General features: G+C 56.1%; 13 protein-coding genes. 3 read left to right on the top strand and 10 right to left on the bottom strand.

Annotated features, from left to right (window positions below):
* Positions 1 to 3: 3 nt before the first annotated feature.
* The 3 genes from P1X16_RS08055 to dnaG form a co-directional block, all read right to left on the bottom strand.
* Positions 4 to 1,254, bottom strand: coding sequence for a glycosyltransferase family 4 protein (locus P1X16_RS08055; RefSeq protein ID WP_277227430.1), 1,251 nt, complete (start codon positions 1,252 to 1,254; stop codon positions 4 to 6).
* A gap of 48 nt (positions 1,255 to 1,302) precedes the next feature.
* On the bottom strand, positions 1,303 to 2,322 hold the full coding sequence (locus P1X16_RS08050; RefSeq protein ID WP_277227429.1) for a potassium channel protein: 1,020 nt from the start codon (positions 2,320 to 2,322) through the stop codon (positions 1,303 to 1,305).
* 147 nt (positions 2,323 to 2,469) lie between these two features.
* Positions 2,470 to 4,554 carry a DNA primase gene (dnaG, locus tag P1X16_RS08045; protein ID WP_277227428.1) on the bottom strand — a complete coding sequence of 695 codons (2,085 nt, stop codon included), beginning with the start codon at positions 4,552 to 4,554 and terminating at the stop codon, positions 2,470 to 2,472.
* Positions 4,555 to 4,777: 223 nt separating this feature from the next.
* Between dnaG and P1X16_RS08040 the strand changes: the two genes are divergently transcribed.
* Together P1X16_RS08040 and P1X16_RS08035 are read left to right on the top strand one after the other, a co-directional pair.
* Complete coding sequence (locus tag P1X16_RS08040; protein WP_277227427.1) at positions 4,778 to 5,878, top strand: Mrp/NBP35 family ATP-binding protein; 1,101 nt, start codon at positions 4,778 to 4,780, stop codon at positions 5,876 to 5,878.
* A gap of 503 nt (positions 5,879 to 6,381) precedes the next feature.
* Positions 6,382 to 6,717: a NifU family protein gene (locus tag P1X16_RS08035; RefSeq protein WP_277227426.1), complete on the top strand. Its 336-nt coding sequence runs from the start codon at positions 6,382 to 6,384 to the stop codon at positions 6,715 to 6,717.
* A 147-nt stretch (positions 6,718 to 6,864) separates the two neighbouring features.
* On the opposite strand, the gene P1X16_RS08030 is transcribed toward P1X16_RS08035, so the two are convergent.
* A complete protein-coding gene (locus tag P1X16_RS08030) occupies positions 6,865 to 7,491 on the bottom strand; it encodes a hypothetical protein (RefSeq protein ID WP_277227425.1) in 627 nt (208 codons plus the stop codon).
* Positions 7,492 to 7,614: 123 nt separating this feature from the next.
* Entirely contained in the window at positions 7,615 to 8,298 is a 684-nt protein-coding gene (locus P1X16_RS08025; protein ID WP_277227424.1) for a family 16 glycoside hydrolase, read from the bottom strand.
* 209 nt (positions 8,299 to 8,507) lie between these two features.
* On the opposite strand from P1X16_RS08025, the gene fahA reads away from it, so the two are divergent.
* Positions 8,508 to 9,791, top strand: a complete 1,284-nt coding sequence (fahA, locus tag P1X16_RS08020) for a fumarylacetoacetase (RefSeq protein WP_277227423.1) — start codon at positions 8,508 to 8,510, stop codon at positions 9,789 to 9,791.
* 86 nt (positions 9,792 to 9,877) lie between these two features.
* On the opposite strand, the gene cobC is transcribed toward fahA, so the two are convergent.
* The 5 genes from cobC to P1X16_RS07995 all read right to left on the bottom strand — a co-directional run bounded on the left by cobC (position 9,878) and on the right by P1X16_RS07995 (position 15,415).
* Positions 9,878 to 10,456: an alpha-ribazole phosphatase family protein gene (gene cobC, locus P1X16_RS08015; protein WP_277227422.1), complete on the bottom strand. Its 579-nt coding sequence runs from the start codon at positions 10,454 to 10,456 to the stop codon at positions 9,878 to 9,880.
* Positions 10,441 to 11,238, bottom strand: a complete 798-nt coding sequence (locus P1X16_RS08010; protein ID WP_346771240.1) for an adenosylcobinamide-GDP ribazoletransferase — start codon at positions 11,236 to 11,238, stop codon at positions 10,441 to 10,443. The genes cobC and P1X16_RS08010 overlap by 16 nt, the downstream gene beginning before the upstream one ends.
* Positions 11,235 to 12,293 carry a nicotinate-nucleotide--dimethylbenzimidazole phosphoribosyltransferase gene (gene cobT / locus P1X16_RS08005; RefSeq protein WP_277227421.1) on the bottom strand — a complete coding sequence of 353 codons (1,059 nt, stop codon included), beginning with the start codon at positions 12,291 to 12,293 and terminating at the stop codon, positions 11,235 to 11,237. The genes P1X16_RS08010 and cobT overlap by 4 nt, the downstream gene beginning before the upstream one ends.
* Before the next feature lie 393 nt (positions 12,294 to 12,686).
* On the bottom strand, positions 12,687 to 14,612 hold the full coding sequence (gene acs, locus P1X16_RS08000; protein WP_277227420.1) for an acetate--CoA ligase: 1,926 nt from the start codon (positions 14,610 to 14,612) through the stop codon (positions 12,687 to 12,689).
* Between the two features lie 404 nt (positions 14,613 to 15,016).
* Positions 15,017 to 15,415 (bottom strand): response regulator, encoded by a 399-nt coding sequence (locus tag P1X16_RS07995; RefSeq protein WP_277227419.1) that lies wholly within the window; start codon positions 15,413 to 15,415, stop codon positions 15,017 to 15,019.
* Positions 15,416 to 15,477 lie beyond the last annotated feature (62 nt).

The following is a 15,477-nucleotide window of genomic DNA, read 5'->3' as shown; positions in this document are numbered from 1 at the left end:
AACTTACGCCGTTTCAACCCGGCGCTGCTGCACCACGCTGTATAAGTCCAGAAAACGCTCCACCACCCGACGGTTATCGTAGAGGCGTACGATGGTGTGCGCAGCCTCACGCCCGATAAGGTCGGCGGGCAATTGGCCGTGGTAGTAGCGCCCAATGGCTTCCACCCAAGCAGCCGGGGTGTCGCGCAGCACGATGTCGTGCTCGTCGCGGACGTGGATGCCTTCGGCGCCCAACATGGTGCTTAGAATGCACTTGCCCAAGGCCATGCCCTCGATGATTTTGATGCGCATGCCGCCCCCACTCAGCAAGGGCACCAGCATCACCTCGTACTGCTGCATAAACAACTGAGCCGACTCGACAAACCCATGCACCACCACGTTGGGCAACTGCAACTCCCGGAACCGCGCGGGCATTTCCTTGCCGGCCAAATGCAGCTCCAGCTTAGGGTATTGGGCGTGCACCTGCGGCCAGATTTCGGTTAGAAACCAGTCGAGGCCTTCTTGATTGGGCAGCCAGTTCAGCGTACCAATCATAAACAAAGTATGCGGCTTGGGCTGGATGGAAACATCAGGCTGAAACCGCTCCAGCTGCACGCCGGCCGGCACAAACACCACGGGCTCTTTGCAGCCCAAGTCTCGTAGGCGCTGCTGATCGGGCTCGGTAATGGCCGCTACGGCGTCGAAGCGCGGCAGATAATACTGTTCGAACTGCTGCATCCGACCCGCCAAATGACGCAGGTATAGCTTCTTAAGTGGGTTTCGCTCGCGCTGGGCCAGCATTTGCCAGATAGTGTACTCCACGTTGTGGGCCCGCACTACCACCGGTACCTCGGGCGCTACACGCCGCACCACGCCTTCGTACCAAGCCACAAACGTGCCTTCCAACTGAACGACATCTATTTCTTCTGCACTTAAAATCTCGGCGAGTTGAGCGGCGGCTTCCTCGCTTACAAACCGCTCTACATTGTAGGGCAGCTTACTGGCCAGCAGGTTGCGCAGCGCCTTTGTCGGCGACAGGCGCGTGTCTACATCCACCGTTACGAGGCGCAGGTTGGGGCCAAGGTGGGCTAGTGCATCGGCGGGTTGGTGGTGCTTGGGCGTGTTCAGGGCCAGCACCGTCACGCGGTGCCCCGCCCGAATAAGGCCCGCAGCTACGTCGTACATAGCAATTGCGCCCCCGTCGGTAGGTGGAAAAGGGACGCGCGGACAAACTTGCAGAATATGCACGTTAAAGGAGGTGGGTTGGGACGGCAAAGCTACAAAGAACGTGCAGGCGGCAAAGCCAAAGCGAAGAACCCTAGCCTACGCTCGAAACAGTTTCACCAGCGCGTTTATTTGCTCGTCGGTGCCCAGAAACAACAGTACGTCACCAGGAACCGGCACGGTATCAGCGCTAGGGCTCACTTGTAGCTCACCGTCGTGGTGTTTGAGGCCAATGACGGTGGCACCGGTGCGGGAGCGTATGTCGAGTTCCCGAATGCTACGGGCGCGCCACTCGTAGCGCAGCTCTTCAGGGCGCATTTCCTCGAGCCGAAGCTTGTTGGGGCCGAGACCCGAAATCATATCCAAAAACCGGATTACTTCGGGGCGCATCACCAGGTTGGCCATGTGGGAACCGCCTATTTCATCGGGCATTACCACCGAGTCGGCACCGGCGCGCAGGAGCTTGTGCTCGCTGGTTTTGAGGCTAGCGCGGGCAATAATTTTGATAGTAGGGTTCAGCTCGCGGGCCGTGAGGGCCACAAACACATTGTCGGCATCTTTAGGCAAAGACGTGATGAGGGCGCGGGCGCGCGAAACACCGGCGGCCCGCAAGGTGTCGTCGGCGGTAGCATCGCCGAACACGGCCAGAATAGTACCCCCGGTGGCTTCGCTGGCTGCTTTGAGCAGGTTCTCATCCTGCTCGACTATGACCACCTGGGCCCCGCTAGCCCGCAACTCGTGGTAGGCTTTGCTGCCATTGCGCCCAAAGCCACACACAATTACGTGGTCTTTGAAGCCGCGAATTTCTTGGTCGGTCCGAAGCATATTGAACATGTTGCGCAGCTCGCCATCGAAGATGTAGGTAGTCAATACCGACAAGAGGTAGGCAACTACGAGCAGGTTAAAGAAAATGTAAAGTGAAACGAACAGCCGACCCGGCGGCGAGAGCGGATGCAATTCTCCGAAGCCTACCGTGGAAACGGTAATCATGGTCATGTAGAAGGCATCAATCACCCCGAAGCCCTCGATGATCATGAACCCGGCAATGCCGGTCCCGAAGCTGCCGATGGTTAGCAGCACCGCCAGCAAGAATCGGCTTAGGTTAAGACGCTTCCACATTCCTCGGGAATTCTAAATTATGGTACTGAATTAGAAATTTGTTGACAAGAAAGCAAGACCCACCGGCTAGCACCGCCTTGTAAACAGGCCATATTGCATTAGTAGCTCGCCAACGCAGCCATAATGCAGCCTTCGTGCAGGGGCAACCTAGGCGCCGCGCGACAACACAGTACCAAGCAGCCGGGCCAGTTCGTTGTCCATTTGCTTGAGGGCCCGGATGGTTTGCAGATGCTCCATCATGGTCGCATCATCGAGCGGATGCCGCAGCGCCTCAAGCCGAGTTGCCAACTCCCGTTCCACGTTCACTTTGTTGAGGCGCAGAATAGCGTTGTCGCAGGCTATTTGGATGAGGTCCAGCTCGCGGGGCACGTGAATCTGGTGAGTGGTCCAGTTGGGGCTTAGCTCGTACCGCTCGGTGGCTAGTTCGGCAATAAGGGCCCGAATATCGGAGCGGCTGTGCTGAATCAGGGTCCGGATTTCCGGCCAGCGGCCTTGGGTCAGCTCCTCGCGGCATAGGTGCAGCAGGTCGGCATAGATGCCCGTTTTGAAAGGCGTGTCGTCGAGCTGCCCGAACAGGTATTGCGCCACGCTGACTTCGGGAGCCAGCGGCTGCGCCGAGTACAGCAGCAGCAGCCGCACCACTTCCCGCTCGCACTGCTCCTGCACGTCGGGTATGGGCTCTAGGTCCTCGCGGGTGATGGTTTGCAAGTCGCCGCCCCCGCCCATCAGGTCTTCCGGCGAAGCCCCGTACATCAGCGCCTCCGCTTCCTCGTCCGGACTCATAGGCCGCGGGGCGGGCCGCGCAGCAGCCGGTGTTTGTCCGGTTGGCGTAGGGCTGGCGGTTCGTGGCCGTTGCTGCTCGCTTCCACCACTGGTGCTCGTGCTTGGGGCTGCTTTCGGGCTGGTCTGCCGAGCTATTTTGTTGTACTCGGTGATGAGCACTTGCTCGTCGATGCCGAAGGTTTGCGAGGTCTGTTGCAAAAACACCTGCCGCTTGATGGGGTCGGGCACTTTGGCTATGCTTTGCAGCACCTCCCGAATGGCTTCGGCTTTCTTTACCGGGTCTTGGGCCGCTTCGCGCGATACCAAGTCGGTTTTGAACTGGATAAAGTCCTGGCTAGCTTGCTCTAAGTGGTCTTTGAAGCGTTGGTCGCCGACTTTGCGGATGTAGCTGTCGGGGTCGTCGCCGTCGGGAAACAGCACCACGCGCACGTTCAGGCCGCCTTCCAGCAGCATGTCGATGCCGCGCAACGACGCCCGAATACCGGCCGCGTCGCCGTCGTAGAGCACAGTTACGTTGTCGGTATAGCGCTTGATGAGGCGGATTTGGCCGTCGGTGAGCGAGGTACCCGACGAGGCTACGACGTTCTTGATGCCGCCTTGGTGCAAACTAAGCACGTCGAGGTAGCCTTCTACCAAGTAGCACAGTTCCTCGGTCCGGATGGCCTGCCGGGCATGGTAGAGCCCATAGAGCACATCCGACTTGTGGTAAATCTCGGATTCCGGCGAGTTCAGGTACTTAGCCGTCTTGTCGTTGGGCTTAAGCGTGCGTGCGCCAAACCCAATCACCCGGCCCGACACGTTGTGGATCGGGAACATGACGCGGCCCCGAAAACGGTCGTAGCGGCGGCCGGTGTCGTGGCCCTGATCGTCGTCGCGGCGAATCACGAGGCCGGTTTTCTCTAGGTACTTTTGCTCGAAGCCCGCGGCCGTGGCCGACTTCAGCAGGTCGTCCCACTGGTCGAGGGAGTAGCCGAGCTCGAAGGTGGCAATGGTGGTTTGGTTGAGGCCGCGCTGGCGCAGGTAGCTCCACCCAATGCTCTGGCCCTCGTCACTGCTCTTCAGCAGCTTGTGGTAGTGGTCTTTGGCCCAGTTCGAGACGATGAACTGCGAGTCCTTTTCGTTTTGGGCGAGTTGTTGCTCGGGCGTTTTTTCTTCTTCTTCGACCTCGATGCCGTACTTCTTGGCCAGGTACTTCAGGGCTTCCACGTAGCTGGTGCCCTCGATGTCCATGATGAACTGCACCACCCCGCCCGCCTTACCGCACCCGAAGCACTTGTAGAGTCCTTTGGCTGGTGCTACCGAAAAGCTCGGCGATTTTTCGTGGTGAAACGGGCAGCAGGCCCACATATTCTGGCCTTTCCGTTTCAGGCTTACAAAGTCACCAACCACCTCCACAATATCGGCGTGGTGAATAATTTGATCGACTAGTTCTTTGGGGATGCGGGCCATACTGCTAGCAAAGGTAGGCAGATACCGCGCGTTGTAGCGCTACTATCCGCGGTAACAGCAAGTAGTCGTTGGGCGCCCGAAAAAGCAGGCTTCCTCTTGCGCAACTGCTACACAACCTCGTGGCTAGTCCTAGCCTTCTATAAGCTCCCGAGCGCAAGGGCAACCTCCTACCCCATTTCGGGGTTATCTTTGTAGTTCGCATTCGTATTTCCCTACTCACGATATGGCTATTACCCAAGAAGACGTCCTGAAGGCCCTCAGCTACGTCGAGGAGCCCGATTTGGGCAAAGATCTTGTCACGCTCAACATGATTGAGGACGTGCACATCGACGGCCGCACCGTGTCGTTTACTGTGGTCCTCACTACGCCGGCTTGCCCACTTAAAGAACTGATTCACAACGCCTGCGTCCGGGCCATTCACACCATGGTAGACAAGGACGCCGACGTGCAAATCAAAATGACCTCGCGCGTGACCACCATGCGCCAGAATCGCGACATCCTCCCCGGGGTGCGCAACATCATTGCCATTGCTTCGGGCAAAGGTGGCGTAGGCAAAAGCACCGTTACAGCCAATCTAGCTATTGCCTTGGCTAACACCGGCGCCAAAGTCGGGCTGGTAGACGCCGATATTTCGGGCCCGAGTATGCCCCTCATGTTTGGCGTGGAAGACGCCCGTCCGCACGTGTTCCGCACCCCCGACGGCCGCAACCAGATTCAGCCAATCGAGGCCTATGGCGTGAAAATCATGAGCATCGGCTTCCTGGCGCCCGCTGAAAGCGCCATTGTGTGGCGTGGCCCCATGGCATCGTCGGCCCTCAAGCAGTTCATTACGGAAGTGGATTGGGGCGAGCTAGACTACCTGCTCCTCGACATGCCCCCCGGAACCTCGGATATACACCTGACCATGGTGCAAACTGTGCCCGTTACGGGTTCGGTCATCGTAACCACGCCGCAGAAAGTAGCACTGGCCGATGCCGAAAAAGGCTTGCAGATGTTCCGGTTGCCCCAAATCAACGTGCCTGTATTAGGTGTGGTGGAAAACATGGCGTGGTTCACGCCCGCTGAGCTGCCTGAAAACAAGTACTTCATCTTTGGTGAAGGCGGTGGCACGGCCTTGGCTGAAAAGCACCAAGTACCGCTGCTCGGCCAGATACCGCTGGTACAAAGCATCCGCGAAAACGGCGACTTCGGCACCCCGGCTATTCTGCAAAGCGGCACTCCCGCTGCTGAATTGTTTGGCCAGCTAGCCGAAGAACTAGCCCGGCAAGTGTCCATCCGCAATGCCGTGGCTCCTAAGACGAATATTGTGGAAATGAACTCCTAGTAAGCGTTGCGGTCTAAGCACACAGACCATCAGTTGAGTTTATTTAGCATCCTGTATGTTGGCGTTGCAGTGGTCTTGTCATGCTGAGCTTGCCGAAGCATCTCGCTAGTGTGGTAAACCCCTCTGTCAGCTCAACGAGTCGAGCGAGATGCTTCGGCAAGCTCAGCATGACAGTTACTTTGACAACCTCAGCACGCCAGATGCTTAAGTTGCGCTTAGCTATGATGGTGTAAGCAAACAACGGCTGGTTAGCATCTCTAGCCCCTCTTCGGCTGAGGAGGGAACTAGATTTCTACCTGTTTAGTCTAGCACTAGAAGCGACACGTTGGCTCCTGCAGCTTGTAAAGGGCAAGACACCACCTTCTAAGCTCAACGCTACGGATCCAGCAACTTTGCTGGATCAAACTTGGTTTACTTTTTACTCGCCAGAAGCCTTACCTTTGCATTACCTCATGGTTGACTTGCATCTACGGAAGCAGGTAAGCCATTAAAATCAGTGATTTATGACGCATTCCGCTGCCGTAGAAGACCATCCCCTCCTATCCCGTATCGAGTTGGCGCTGGATAGCATCCGCCCGTATCTGGCGGCCGACGGCGGCAACGTGCGGGTACTGGAAATCACCGACGACATGGTGCTGCGCCTGGAGTTGCTCGGGGCCTGCGGCACCTGCCCCATGTCGCCGATGACGCTCAAAGCTGGTGTGGAAGAGTCAGTAAAGAAGGCTGTTCCCGAAATTCGGTCTGTTGAAGCTATCAACATCACTCCTATGTCGGAGCAACCAGCAGGCCAGACTGGCCACCCTGTGTCACCTGTTCCGGTACCGACCCCGCAGTTTTAAGCTCGCTTAGTTGCGTACAGCAGCCCCGCTCCTACCAGTTTCCGGTAGAAGCGGGGCTGCTTGGTTTTGGGCACTTTGAAGTATGCTAGTTCCGAATAGAATGCTTCTTATTTCGAATGACTTTTATAACCTATAGATCAGCAATTACTAGTCGTAGATATAATATTTCCACATAGAGTTTTCAGTGCTATATAAAGTCTGCAGCTTCCCTTGCGCTTTGTGATTCTTTGTTGGATCGTACACTACAACTTCATAATTAAAACCAACAAGTACATTCTGTATAAACACTAAATTGTATGTATCTGCTTTCCTCTCGTATTCATATCCAGCAATTCCCATGATCCAAGGGTTTGGCACACCATTTATGTAATCAGGCACTAAGTCGACTATAGTTGCCGGGTACTGGTGTTTTTTTTCCTTGTATCTATCTATAGCATCTATTAGCTCGCCTGCATTTTTTATTGCGACGTTTCTGCTTAAGCGCCTTGCTGAATCAGCTCCCCACATTGATAATGTGAATACCAGCACAGGAACTGTGAATAGCAGTATCGGTAAAATATTCCTCTTATTACTTTCTTTTCTTCCTAATTGGAGAGCCCAAAATACTCCAAATGGTACTAGTATAAGTCCGAAGAAGCTTCCAATTTGGAGTAAATTGAATAATGTATTTGCCAGCCTACTTAAATAACTCGGCCCTGGTAAAAAAGGCAATAGAATTATAAGCCCTATTATTAAATTAATTGCAATTATTTCTTTCCATCGGGTCCTATTCATTTATATACCTATTCAATTCCAACCTCAACGCTTCGGCACTCAGTTCCTAATTAGTTCCCTATGAAAATGGGCTGCTGTGTTCAAGGCGACTATGAAAAAGGCCAAAGTACAGTCAGCATTAGATTAATCGGCTGGTGTGACGACCAAGTTTCTAAAGTGAGCTTCTGTGCCTGAGCCAATCCAAAGGCCAATTACCCCTTTATGTGCAGGGCCATGCTTTAAATCTGATACAATCAACGTAGGTTGGGTAGCCCCATGTACATAGAGTTTAGCCGTGCTGTCCTTCACTACTATTCGCACCTTGGTCCACTTGCCGACTTCCAAATCAACATAGGCCTCATATTTTTCGGGGGATTCCTTACGCAGCTTTTGCCAAGGAAAATCCGGATGGGAAATGTATTGGGAGGAATGGTTCCTACGCACCTGGTCTTCTGCTCGTCCGTTGGTTGGGCGAAGATAGAGGCACTCAAATTTCGTGTCCGTTTCATCTACCCGGAAAGCAATGCCCACAAAGCCCCGCGCAGTTTCTACGGCAGTGCTCAAGGGCTGACCGGCAAGCTCAACTTCGATGGTGCCATTATGAAAGGGCACATTCCTGACTTTGGCGTACTTCAACTCCGAGGTAATTCCCTGGGCAGTATCCAGTACTTTCACTGATTTCTTTCCCAAGTAAGTGTCCTGCTCCATCTGTACACGCACAGCCGTTAGACCGGTGGTGTCATCAAGCGCAAAAGTTCTTTTACCTGCTTGGCTCTGAGCAGTAAGTGAAATCAGTACCAGGAAAAAAGCAACCACCGTACTCTTCATAACAAGGCAATTGTTAAATCAAGACTAACGTGGAATAGAATAGTATTTGAAGCAGCAGGTGTGGCTACTAATTGGTGGCAGCTACACGCTGTGGAATGTATAGGTTAAGATAAAAGCTTCAACTAGGTTCACCTAACGTTCAGTTGAGTTTGCTCGTCATTTGGCCGGCGCCGCTACCTTTACCGCTTCTCCTATAAACTATCCACCCTATGGCCAACCTGAACGACCCGGCACTCCGCTCTTGGATTGATATTCCGCCAACCAGTGACTTTCCGATTCAGAACTTGCCGTTTGGGGTATTTGAAACCGAAGAACGGGGCACCCGCCTGGCCGTGGCTATTGGAGACTATGCGCTGGATTTGTACGCCGTGGCGCAGTTCGGCTTTTTTTCGGATCTGGACCTCGGCCCGAAGATGCCCAAGGTTTTTCGACGTCGGACGCTCAATCAGTTTATTGCCCTGGGGCGGCCGGCTTGGCGCGCCGTGCGCGAGCGGGTAAGTGAGTTGTTGCGCCACGACAACGAAGCCCTGCGCTCCGACGAAGTGATGCGCGAGTGTTTGGTGCGGCAGAGCGAGGTGCGGATGCTGCGGCCAGTGAAACCCAACAATTACACCGATTTCTACAGCAGCATTGAGCACGCCACCAACGTGGGCATGATGTTCCGCGACCCGGCCAATGCCTTGCTGCCCAACTGGCGTCACATCCCGATTGGCTACCACGGCCGGGCTAGCAGCATTGTGGTATCGGGCACCGACATTCGTCGGCCCAACGGGCAGCGCAAGGCACCCGATGCTGATGCTCCCACTTTCGGGCCCTCGCAGCAGTTGGATTTCGAGTTGGAAATGGCTTTTGTGGTTGGTAAAGGCTCGGCGCTCGGAGACACTATTCCGCTGCAATACGCAGAGGACCATATTTTCGGGCTGGTGCTGTTCAACGATTGGAGCGCACGCGACATTCAAAGCTGGGAGTACGTACCGCTCGGGCCGTTTCTGGGCAAGAGCTTCGGCAGCAGCATCTCGCCGTGGGTGGTGACGCTCGACGCGCTGGAGCCGTTCCGCGTGGCGGGCCCGGTGCAGGAACCCGAGCCGCTGCTGTACCTGCGCCATGTCAATGCGCACAACTTCGACATCAACTTGGAAGTTGGCCTACAGCCCGAAGGCAGCCCTGAAACTGTAGTATCTCGCACCAATTTCCAGCACATGTACTGGAGCATGGCGCAGCAGCTTACCCACCAGAGCAGCAACGGCTGCAACCTCGAAGTTGGCGACCTGTACGCTTCGGGCACCATTAGCGGCCCCACGCCCGACTCGCTCGGTTCGATGCTGGAACTTGCGTGGCGCGGTACTCGCCCTGTCGTTCTCCCCACGGGTGAAGAGCGTAAATTCCTGCACGACGGGGACACCGTAACCATGCGCGGCTACTGCGAAAACAACGGCATTCGCATTGGTTTCGGCGAGGTGAATGGCACTATTCTGCCAGCCTCGGTAAGCTAGAAACTCTTACATCTGCGCCACCTACCAAAAGCAAGCCCCGACTCATTCCTAAGTCGGGGCTTGCTTGTTGAAGGGAAAGCCCCACTTCAGGCGTTGGTGTATGCCACGTTGAAGCGGCCTTGATTATAACGCACTTTGGAGATAGAGCCGTAGTCGATGTCCAGCCGGAAGGCGTTTGCCAGCGGCAGCCCCAAGCAATGGCAAAGCATGCTCCGAATAACCGCCGAATGGCAAAAAACCAAGGCTACTTGCGGGGGGTTGGGCTGTGCTAAGACCTCGTCAAGAAAGGCGGTGGTGCGGGCTTGCAGGTCGAGGAAACTTTCACCGCCGGGAGCGGGCACCTGCACGTAGTCGGCCATCCAGGGGTCGAGTTCGGCGGCGGGCAGGGTGTTCCAAGGTTGCAATTCCCACCGACCGAAGTCGTACTCTCGCAGCCGGTCGTCGAAGTGGATGGGGCCGGGCACCAGGGCTTCGGCTAGGCAGCGGCAACGGGTAAGCGGACTGCTGTAAGCAGTTACCGGCCCGGCCGCTAATATTGGAGCTAAGCGAGTGGCTACGGCGGCTTCGTCTTCGGGGTAGGTATCGGCAACGGGCACGTCGGAGCCGCCGTAGCAAATGCCGGCCTCCGTGGCCACCCGGGTATGCCGAATCAAGTATAATTCCATAGTCGAGAGCAAAGAAATAGATATACCACTACCTCCGCTACTTGTTGGGTGGCGCCCAAACAGTCGCCGGTGTAGCCACCAATCCAGCGGGTGAAGTAGCGGGCCAAGTAGGTTTTTACGAGCCCTAACGGCAGCAGCACCAAGAGCAGCCACCAGTTGCGCAGCCAAGCCGAGTACGCCAGCAACGGCAGCAGCCCTAGCAGCAGCCCGATTCCGAAATCGGCGGCGCTTATTTTCTTGGCAATCGGTTTGGATTTGCTGTCCTCGTTTTCGCGGGCGTATTCGTGGGTGTAGATAAACGAGAGGGCCGTGGCGCGGCTCAGGGCGTGCGCCACTACTAGCACCGGCACCACGTGCCACGCAGGCAAGCCGGGAGTGGAAATAACTGCCTTCAAAGCCAGAAACCTCAGCGTCAGCATCAGCCCCAAACCCGTGACGCCATACGTACCGAGGCGACTGTCTTTCATGATTTCGAGGATGCGCAGCTTGGTCCAGCCTCCCCCAAATCCGTCGCAGACATCAGCAAAGCCGTCTTCGTGAAAAGCGCCCGTCAGCAGGATGCTGGCCACCATGCTCAGCAGCAAAGCCACCTCCAGCGGAAACAGGAAATGCAGCCCCCAATACACGCCCGCCGCCGCGCCGCCCACTATCCAGCCCACAACCGGAAAGTAAATCGTGGACTTGTTGAGGTTTTCTTCGGAGTGGCCTACCCATTTCGGGCACGGAATGCGGGTATAGAACATGAGCGCCGTGAAGAACAGCTCCACTTGCCGCCGCATCATGCCGTGACGGGAGCTGGCTCGGTGCTCTGGCTTACGCCCGCGCTTTCGAAAGAAGCCATTTCGTTCAGGAAATTAACGGCCGCCACGAGCAACGGGTACGCCAGCGCGCAGCCGGTGCCCTCCCCTAGCCGCAAATTCAGCTGTAGTAGTGGCTGCGCGTGCAGGTAGGCCAGCATCCGCCGGTGCCCACTTTCCTCGGACTGGTGACAGAATACGCAGTACTCGCGCACCTGCGGGTATAGGACCGTGGCCGCCAACAACGCCGCTGTGGCAATGAACCCATCAATCAGCAACAATAGGCCCTGCTCTGCGGCTCCAAGCATGGCGCCCACCATCTGCACGATTTCAAAGCCGCCGAACGTAGCCAGCACTTCCAGCGGGTTGGTTAAGGCGGCGTGTTGCTGGGCGGCGGCCGTCAAAATAGCTTCTTTGTGGCTGAGTTGCTCGTCGTCGAGGCCGGTGCCGCGGCCTAGGCATTCGGTGAGGGGCAGGCCCGTGAACCGGTGCATCAGCAAGGTGGCCGCTGAGGTGTTGGCAATGCCCATTTCGCCGAAGCCAAGCACATTGCAGCCAGTGGCAGCCACTTCGCGCGCCAGTTTGGCGCCTGCGGCCAAGGCTTGTTCGCACTGCGCTACGCTCATGGCCGGCTCATGGAGGAAACTACGCGTGCCTTCCGCAATTTTTTGGTTGATAACCGCCGGATAATCGTCGAAACTGCCTTTTACGCCGGCATCCACCACTTTCAGCGCTATGCCTTGCTGCCGACAAAACACATTGATGGCGGCTCCACCGTTCAGAAAGTTCAGCACCATTTGGTAGGTGACTTCCTGCGGGTATTTGCTTACGCCCTCGGCGGCAATACCGTGGTCGGCGGCGAAGACAAGTAGGTGGGGCTTGCGGAGTTGGGGCGTAAGGGTTTGCTGAACAAGCGCCACTTGCTGTGCCAGTTGCTCTAACTGCCCGAGCGCGCCAACTGGCTTGGTCTTGTTGTCGATTTTATGTTGAATGGCAGCGGCTAACTCCTGATTGAGCGGCTTGATGTGGAAGTCGGGCATAAGGCAGGTTTTGGCGCGAAGGTAATGGCGCAAACCGGAAAGAACCTTGATGCCCACGTTATTGAGAACTTTTATACTTCGCACCTCTAAGGTGTGCGGACAGCTAGACCAGAACTAAATTCCAACTCAAACCCAGAACGTCATGCTGAGCGCAGTCGAAGCATCTCGCTCGACTCGTTGGGCAAGCGTTAGGGTTTACCACACTGGCGAGATGCTTCGACTGCGCTCAGCATGACGGTTACTTTGACAACATCAGCACGCGAGATGCTTCGACTGCGCCTCTGGCTCCGCTCAGCATGACGGGGCCTATTTGTTGAACGCCTATATACCCTAACTAAGCAGAAAGGGCCGTTGGGATATCCAACGGCCCTTTTGCTTGCTATATCGTTTGTTCTACTTCCGTCCGCCGATAATCTCGTCTACTATGCCTGGGTCGAGCAGCGTGGTGGTGTCGCCGAGGTTGGAGGTTTCTCCTTCGGCTACTTTGCGCAGGATGCGGCGCATGATTTTGCCGGAGCGGGTTTTCGGCAAGCCCGACACAATTTGAATCTTGTCGGGCTTGGCAATTTTGCCGATTTCGGCCACGATGGTTTCGATGATGCTGGCCTCGATGTGCGCTTTGTCGTTTTCTTTGTCACAGACGCCTTCGCGGCAGATAACGTAGGCATAGATGCCCTGGCCTTTCACATCGTGCGGGTAGCCCACTACCGCCGACTCCACCACGTTGGGGTTCTGGTTGATGGCGTTTTCGATTTCGGCCGTACCGAACCGGTGGCCGCTCACATTTATCACGTCATCGACGCGGCCAATGATGCGGTAGAGCCCTTCCTCGTCGCGGCGGGCCCCGTCGCCGGTGAAGTAGTAGCCGGGATAGGGCGCGAAATAGGTTTGGCGGGCACGCTCATGGTCGCCGTAGGTGGTGCGGATAATGCCGGGCCAGCTGTGCTTGATGGCCAAGTAGCCTTCCTCGCCGTTGCCTTCAATTTCCTTGCCTTCCTGCGTAAGCAGCACCGGCAACACGCCCGGCAGCGGCAAGCCAGCGCGGGCAGGTACGCTCGGCGTGATACCCGCCAAAGCCGAAATCATGATACCCCCGGTTTCGGTTTGCCACCAGGTATCCACGATGGGGCAACGCTCCTTGCCTACGTGGGTATGGTACCAATGCCAGGCTTCCTCGTTGATGGGTTCCCCTACCGACCCTAACACCCGCAACGAATCCAGCGAATAACTCAATACGTTGTCGAGCGGGGCGGCCATCAGGCTGCGGATAGCGGTGGGGGCCGTGTAGAATATGGTCACCGAATGCTTGTCAATAACTTCCCAAAACCGGCCCGCATCGGGATACGTTGGGATGCCCTCGAACATGAGCGTGGTGGCGCCGGCCAGCAACGGCCCGTAGAGCAGGTACGAGTGCCCCGTTACCCACCCAATGTCGGCGGTGCACCAGTAGATGTCGTTTTCTTCCACCTGAAACACGTTACGGAACGTGTAATCGGTCCAGACCATGTAACCGGCCGTGCTGTGTACCACGCCCTTGGGCTTGCCAGTGCTACCCGAGGTATACAAGATAAAGAGCGGATCTTCGGCCTCCATTTCCTCGGCGGGGCAGCTTTTGGCCACGTCCTCGGCTTCTTCGTGGTACCATACGTCGCGGCCTTCCTTCATCTGCACGGGCCAGCCCAAGTGCTCTACCACAATCACGCGGCGCACCGAGGGGCAATGCTCTAACGCCTCATCCACCACGCGCTTCACCGGAATCTGTTTGGCGCCGCGGTTCAGGCCGTCGGCCGTGAGCACCACGCTTGCCTGCGCATCGTTGACGCGGTCGGCAATGGCGGTGGCAGAGAAGCCGGCAAACACCACGGAATGCACCGCCCCAATGCGGGCGCAGGCCAGCACGGCAATAGCCAGCTCCGGAATCATGGGCATGTAGAGGCACACCCGGTCGCCTTTTTCCACGCCGTTGTTGTGCAGCACGTTGGCAAACTTGCAAACCTCCTGGTGCAGCTCGCGGTAGGTTAGGCGCAGGTGGCGGGTCTTGGTATCGTTGGGCTCGTAGATGATGGCCAGTTTGTTGCCGCGCGTGGCGAGGTGGCGGTCCAAGCAATTTTCGGTGATGTTGAGGCGGGCACCCCCAAACCACTCGTTTTTGCCAGCAGCCATATCGGAGTCGAGCACCTTGTCCCACTTGCGGCGCCAAGTGAACGGCTCGGCTACCTCCGCCCAAAACTGTTCGGGGTTTGAGATGCTGCGGCTATAAGCATCTTGGTACTCTTCCAGGGTACGGATGCGGGCGTGTTTGGTGGGTATGTCGGGCATGGGAAAGGTGAAATTGTGAAGTGGGGAGGTTGTGAGGTGCTTTTCGGGAAGCCTATTTACCATTCTACTGGATAATTAGGCCTTCACTTGTTTCTAGTTTCACTCGGATGAGGGGTTGGGGTGGTTATCTATCTGTTAAACAGTAGCTGGTTCTTGCTTGCTAACTCTAGTTTTTCAACTACCCCTAGTCTTTCCTTATTCGAGGACTTTAATTGCTCTGTCTAGTGCTGGCATCTGTTTTAGTTTGTGCATGTATAGTTCAGCCACGAGGGAGTTGGTTGCCGGCTAGACTTTCGATGCTTACCCTCTGCCGTGCCTTTCCGGCTCTGCTTTGATTTCCGTCAGAACCAGGAGGCGTCAATGGAGCGCAACAAAAGCAAATTCTCTTTTTTGCGGTGAACGAGCTAAGGAGTAAGGTCGGCTTGGGTTTGCGGAGCGGCCAGCAATTCGCGCACTTTTACCATGAGTTGGCGGGTGCTGAAGGGTTTGGGCATGTAGAGGTCGGCGCCAACTTCGTAGCCTTTCTTGACATCGGCATCTTTGGTTTTGGCAGAGAGGAAAACGACTTTGGTTTTGATACGGTCGGGGTGGGTTTTGATGTACTGACAAACGTAGTAGCCGTCTACGTCGGGCATCATGATGTCGAGCAACACAATGTCGACGGGGGCACGGTCCACGGCTTCGATGGCCTCGGTGCCGTTGCGGGCAATGCTGACGGCGTAGCCATTCTTACGCATCAAAAATTCGAGCGACATCACAATGTTGGGCTCATCATCCACGATTAATATATGAGGAGCAGGCATAGGCTGGGATTCTGAAGGCTGAACTAATTGATTGCAACGGGCGGGTAGGGCGGTGCTACTGG

It is taken from the genome of Hymenobacter sp. YC55 (assembly GCF_029433095.1).
Taxonomy (GTDB): domain Bacteria; phylum Bacteroidota; class Bacteroidia; order Cytophagales; family Hymenobacteraceae; genus Hymenobacter.
The sequence above is the reverse complement of the archived record's forward strand: the minus strand, read 5'-3'. Positions and strand labels throughout refer to the sequence as shown.

Excerpts from the sequence above, each read along its gene's own strand:
- P1X16_RS08010 (WP_346771240.1), bottom strand. The coding sequence starts at position 11,238 with ATGATGCGGCGGCAAGTGGAGCTGTTCTTCACGGCGCTCATGTTCTAT.
- P1X16_RS08035 (WP_277227426.1), top strand. The coding sequence starts at position 6,382 with ATGACGCATTCCGCTGCCGTAGAAGACCATCCCCTCCTATCCCGTATC.
- P1X16_RS08050 (WP_277227429.1), bottom strand. The coding sequence starts at position 2,322 with ATGTGGAAGCGTCTTAACCTAAGCCGATTCTTGCTGGCGGTGCTGCTA.
- cobT (WP_277227421.1), bottom strand. The coding sequence starts at position 12,293 with ATGCCCGACTTCCACATCAAGCCGCTCAATCAGGAGTTAGCCGCTGCC.
- P1X16_RS08030 (WP_277227425.1), bottom strand. The coding sequence starts at position 7,491 with ATGAATAGGACCCGATGGAAAGAAATAATTGCAATTAATTTAATAATA.
- P1X16_RS08040 (WP_277227427.1), top strand. The coding sequence starts at position 4,778 with ATGGCTATTACCCAAGAAGACGTCCTGAAGGCCCTCAGCTACGTCGAG.
- fahA (WP_277227423.1), top strand. The coding sequence starts at position 8,508 with ATGGCCAACCTGAACGACCCGGCACTCCGCTCTTGGATTGATATTCCG.
- P1X16_RS08025 (WP_277227424.1), bottom strand. The coding sequence starts at position 8,298 with ATGAAGAGTACGGTGGTTGCTTTTTTCCTGGTACTGATTTCACTTACT.
- P1X16_RS07995 (WP_277227419.1), bottom strand. The coding sequence starts at position 15,415 with ATGCCTGCTCCTCATATATTAATCGTGGATGATGAGCCCAACATTGTG.
- cobC (WP_277227422.1), bottom strand. The coding sequence starts at position 10,456 with ATGGAATTATACTTGATTCGGCATACCCGGGTGGCCACGGAGGCCGGC.
- acs (WP_277227420.1), bottom strand. The coding sequence starts at position 14,612 with ATGCCCGACATACCCACCAAACACGCCCGCATCCGTACCCTGGAAGAG.
- dnaG (WP_277227428.1), bottom strand. The coding sequence starts at position 4,554 with ATGGCCCGCATCCCCAAAGAACTAGTCGATCAAATTATTCACCACGCC.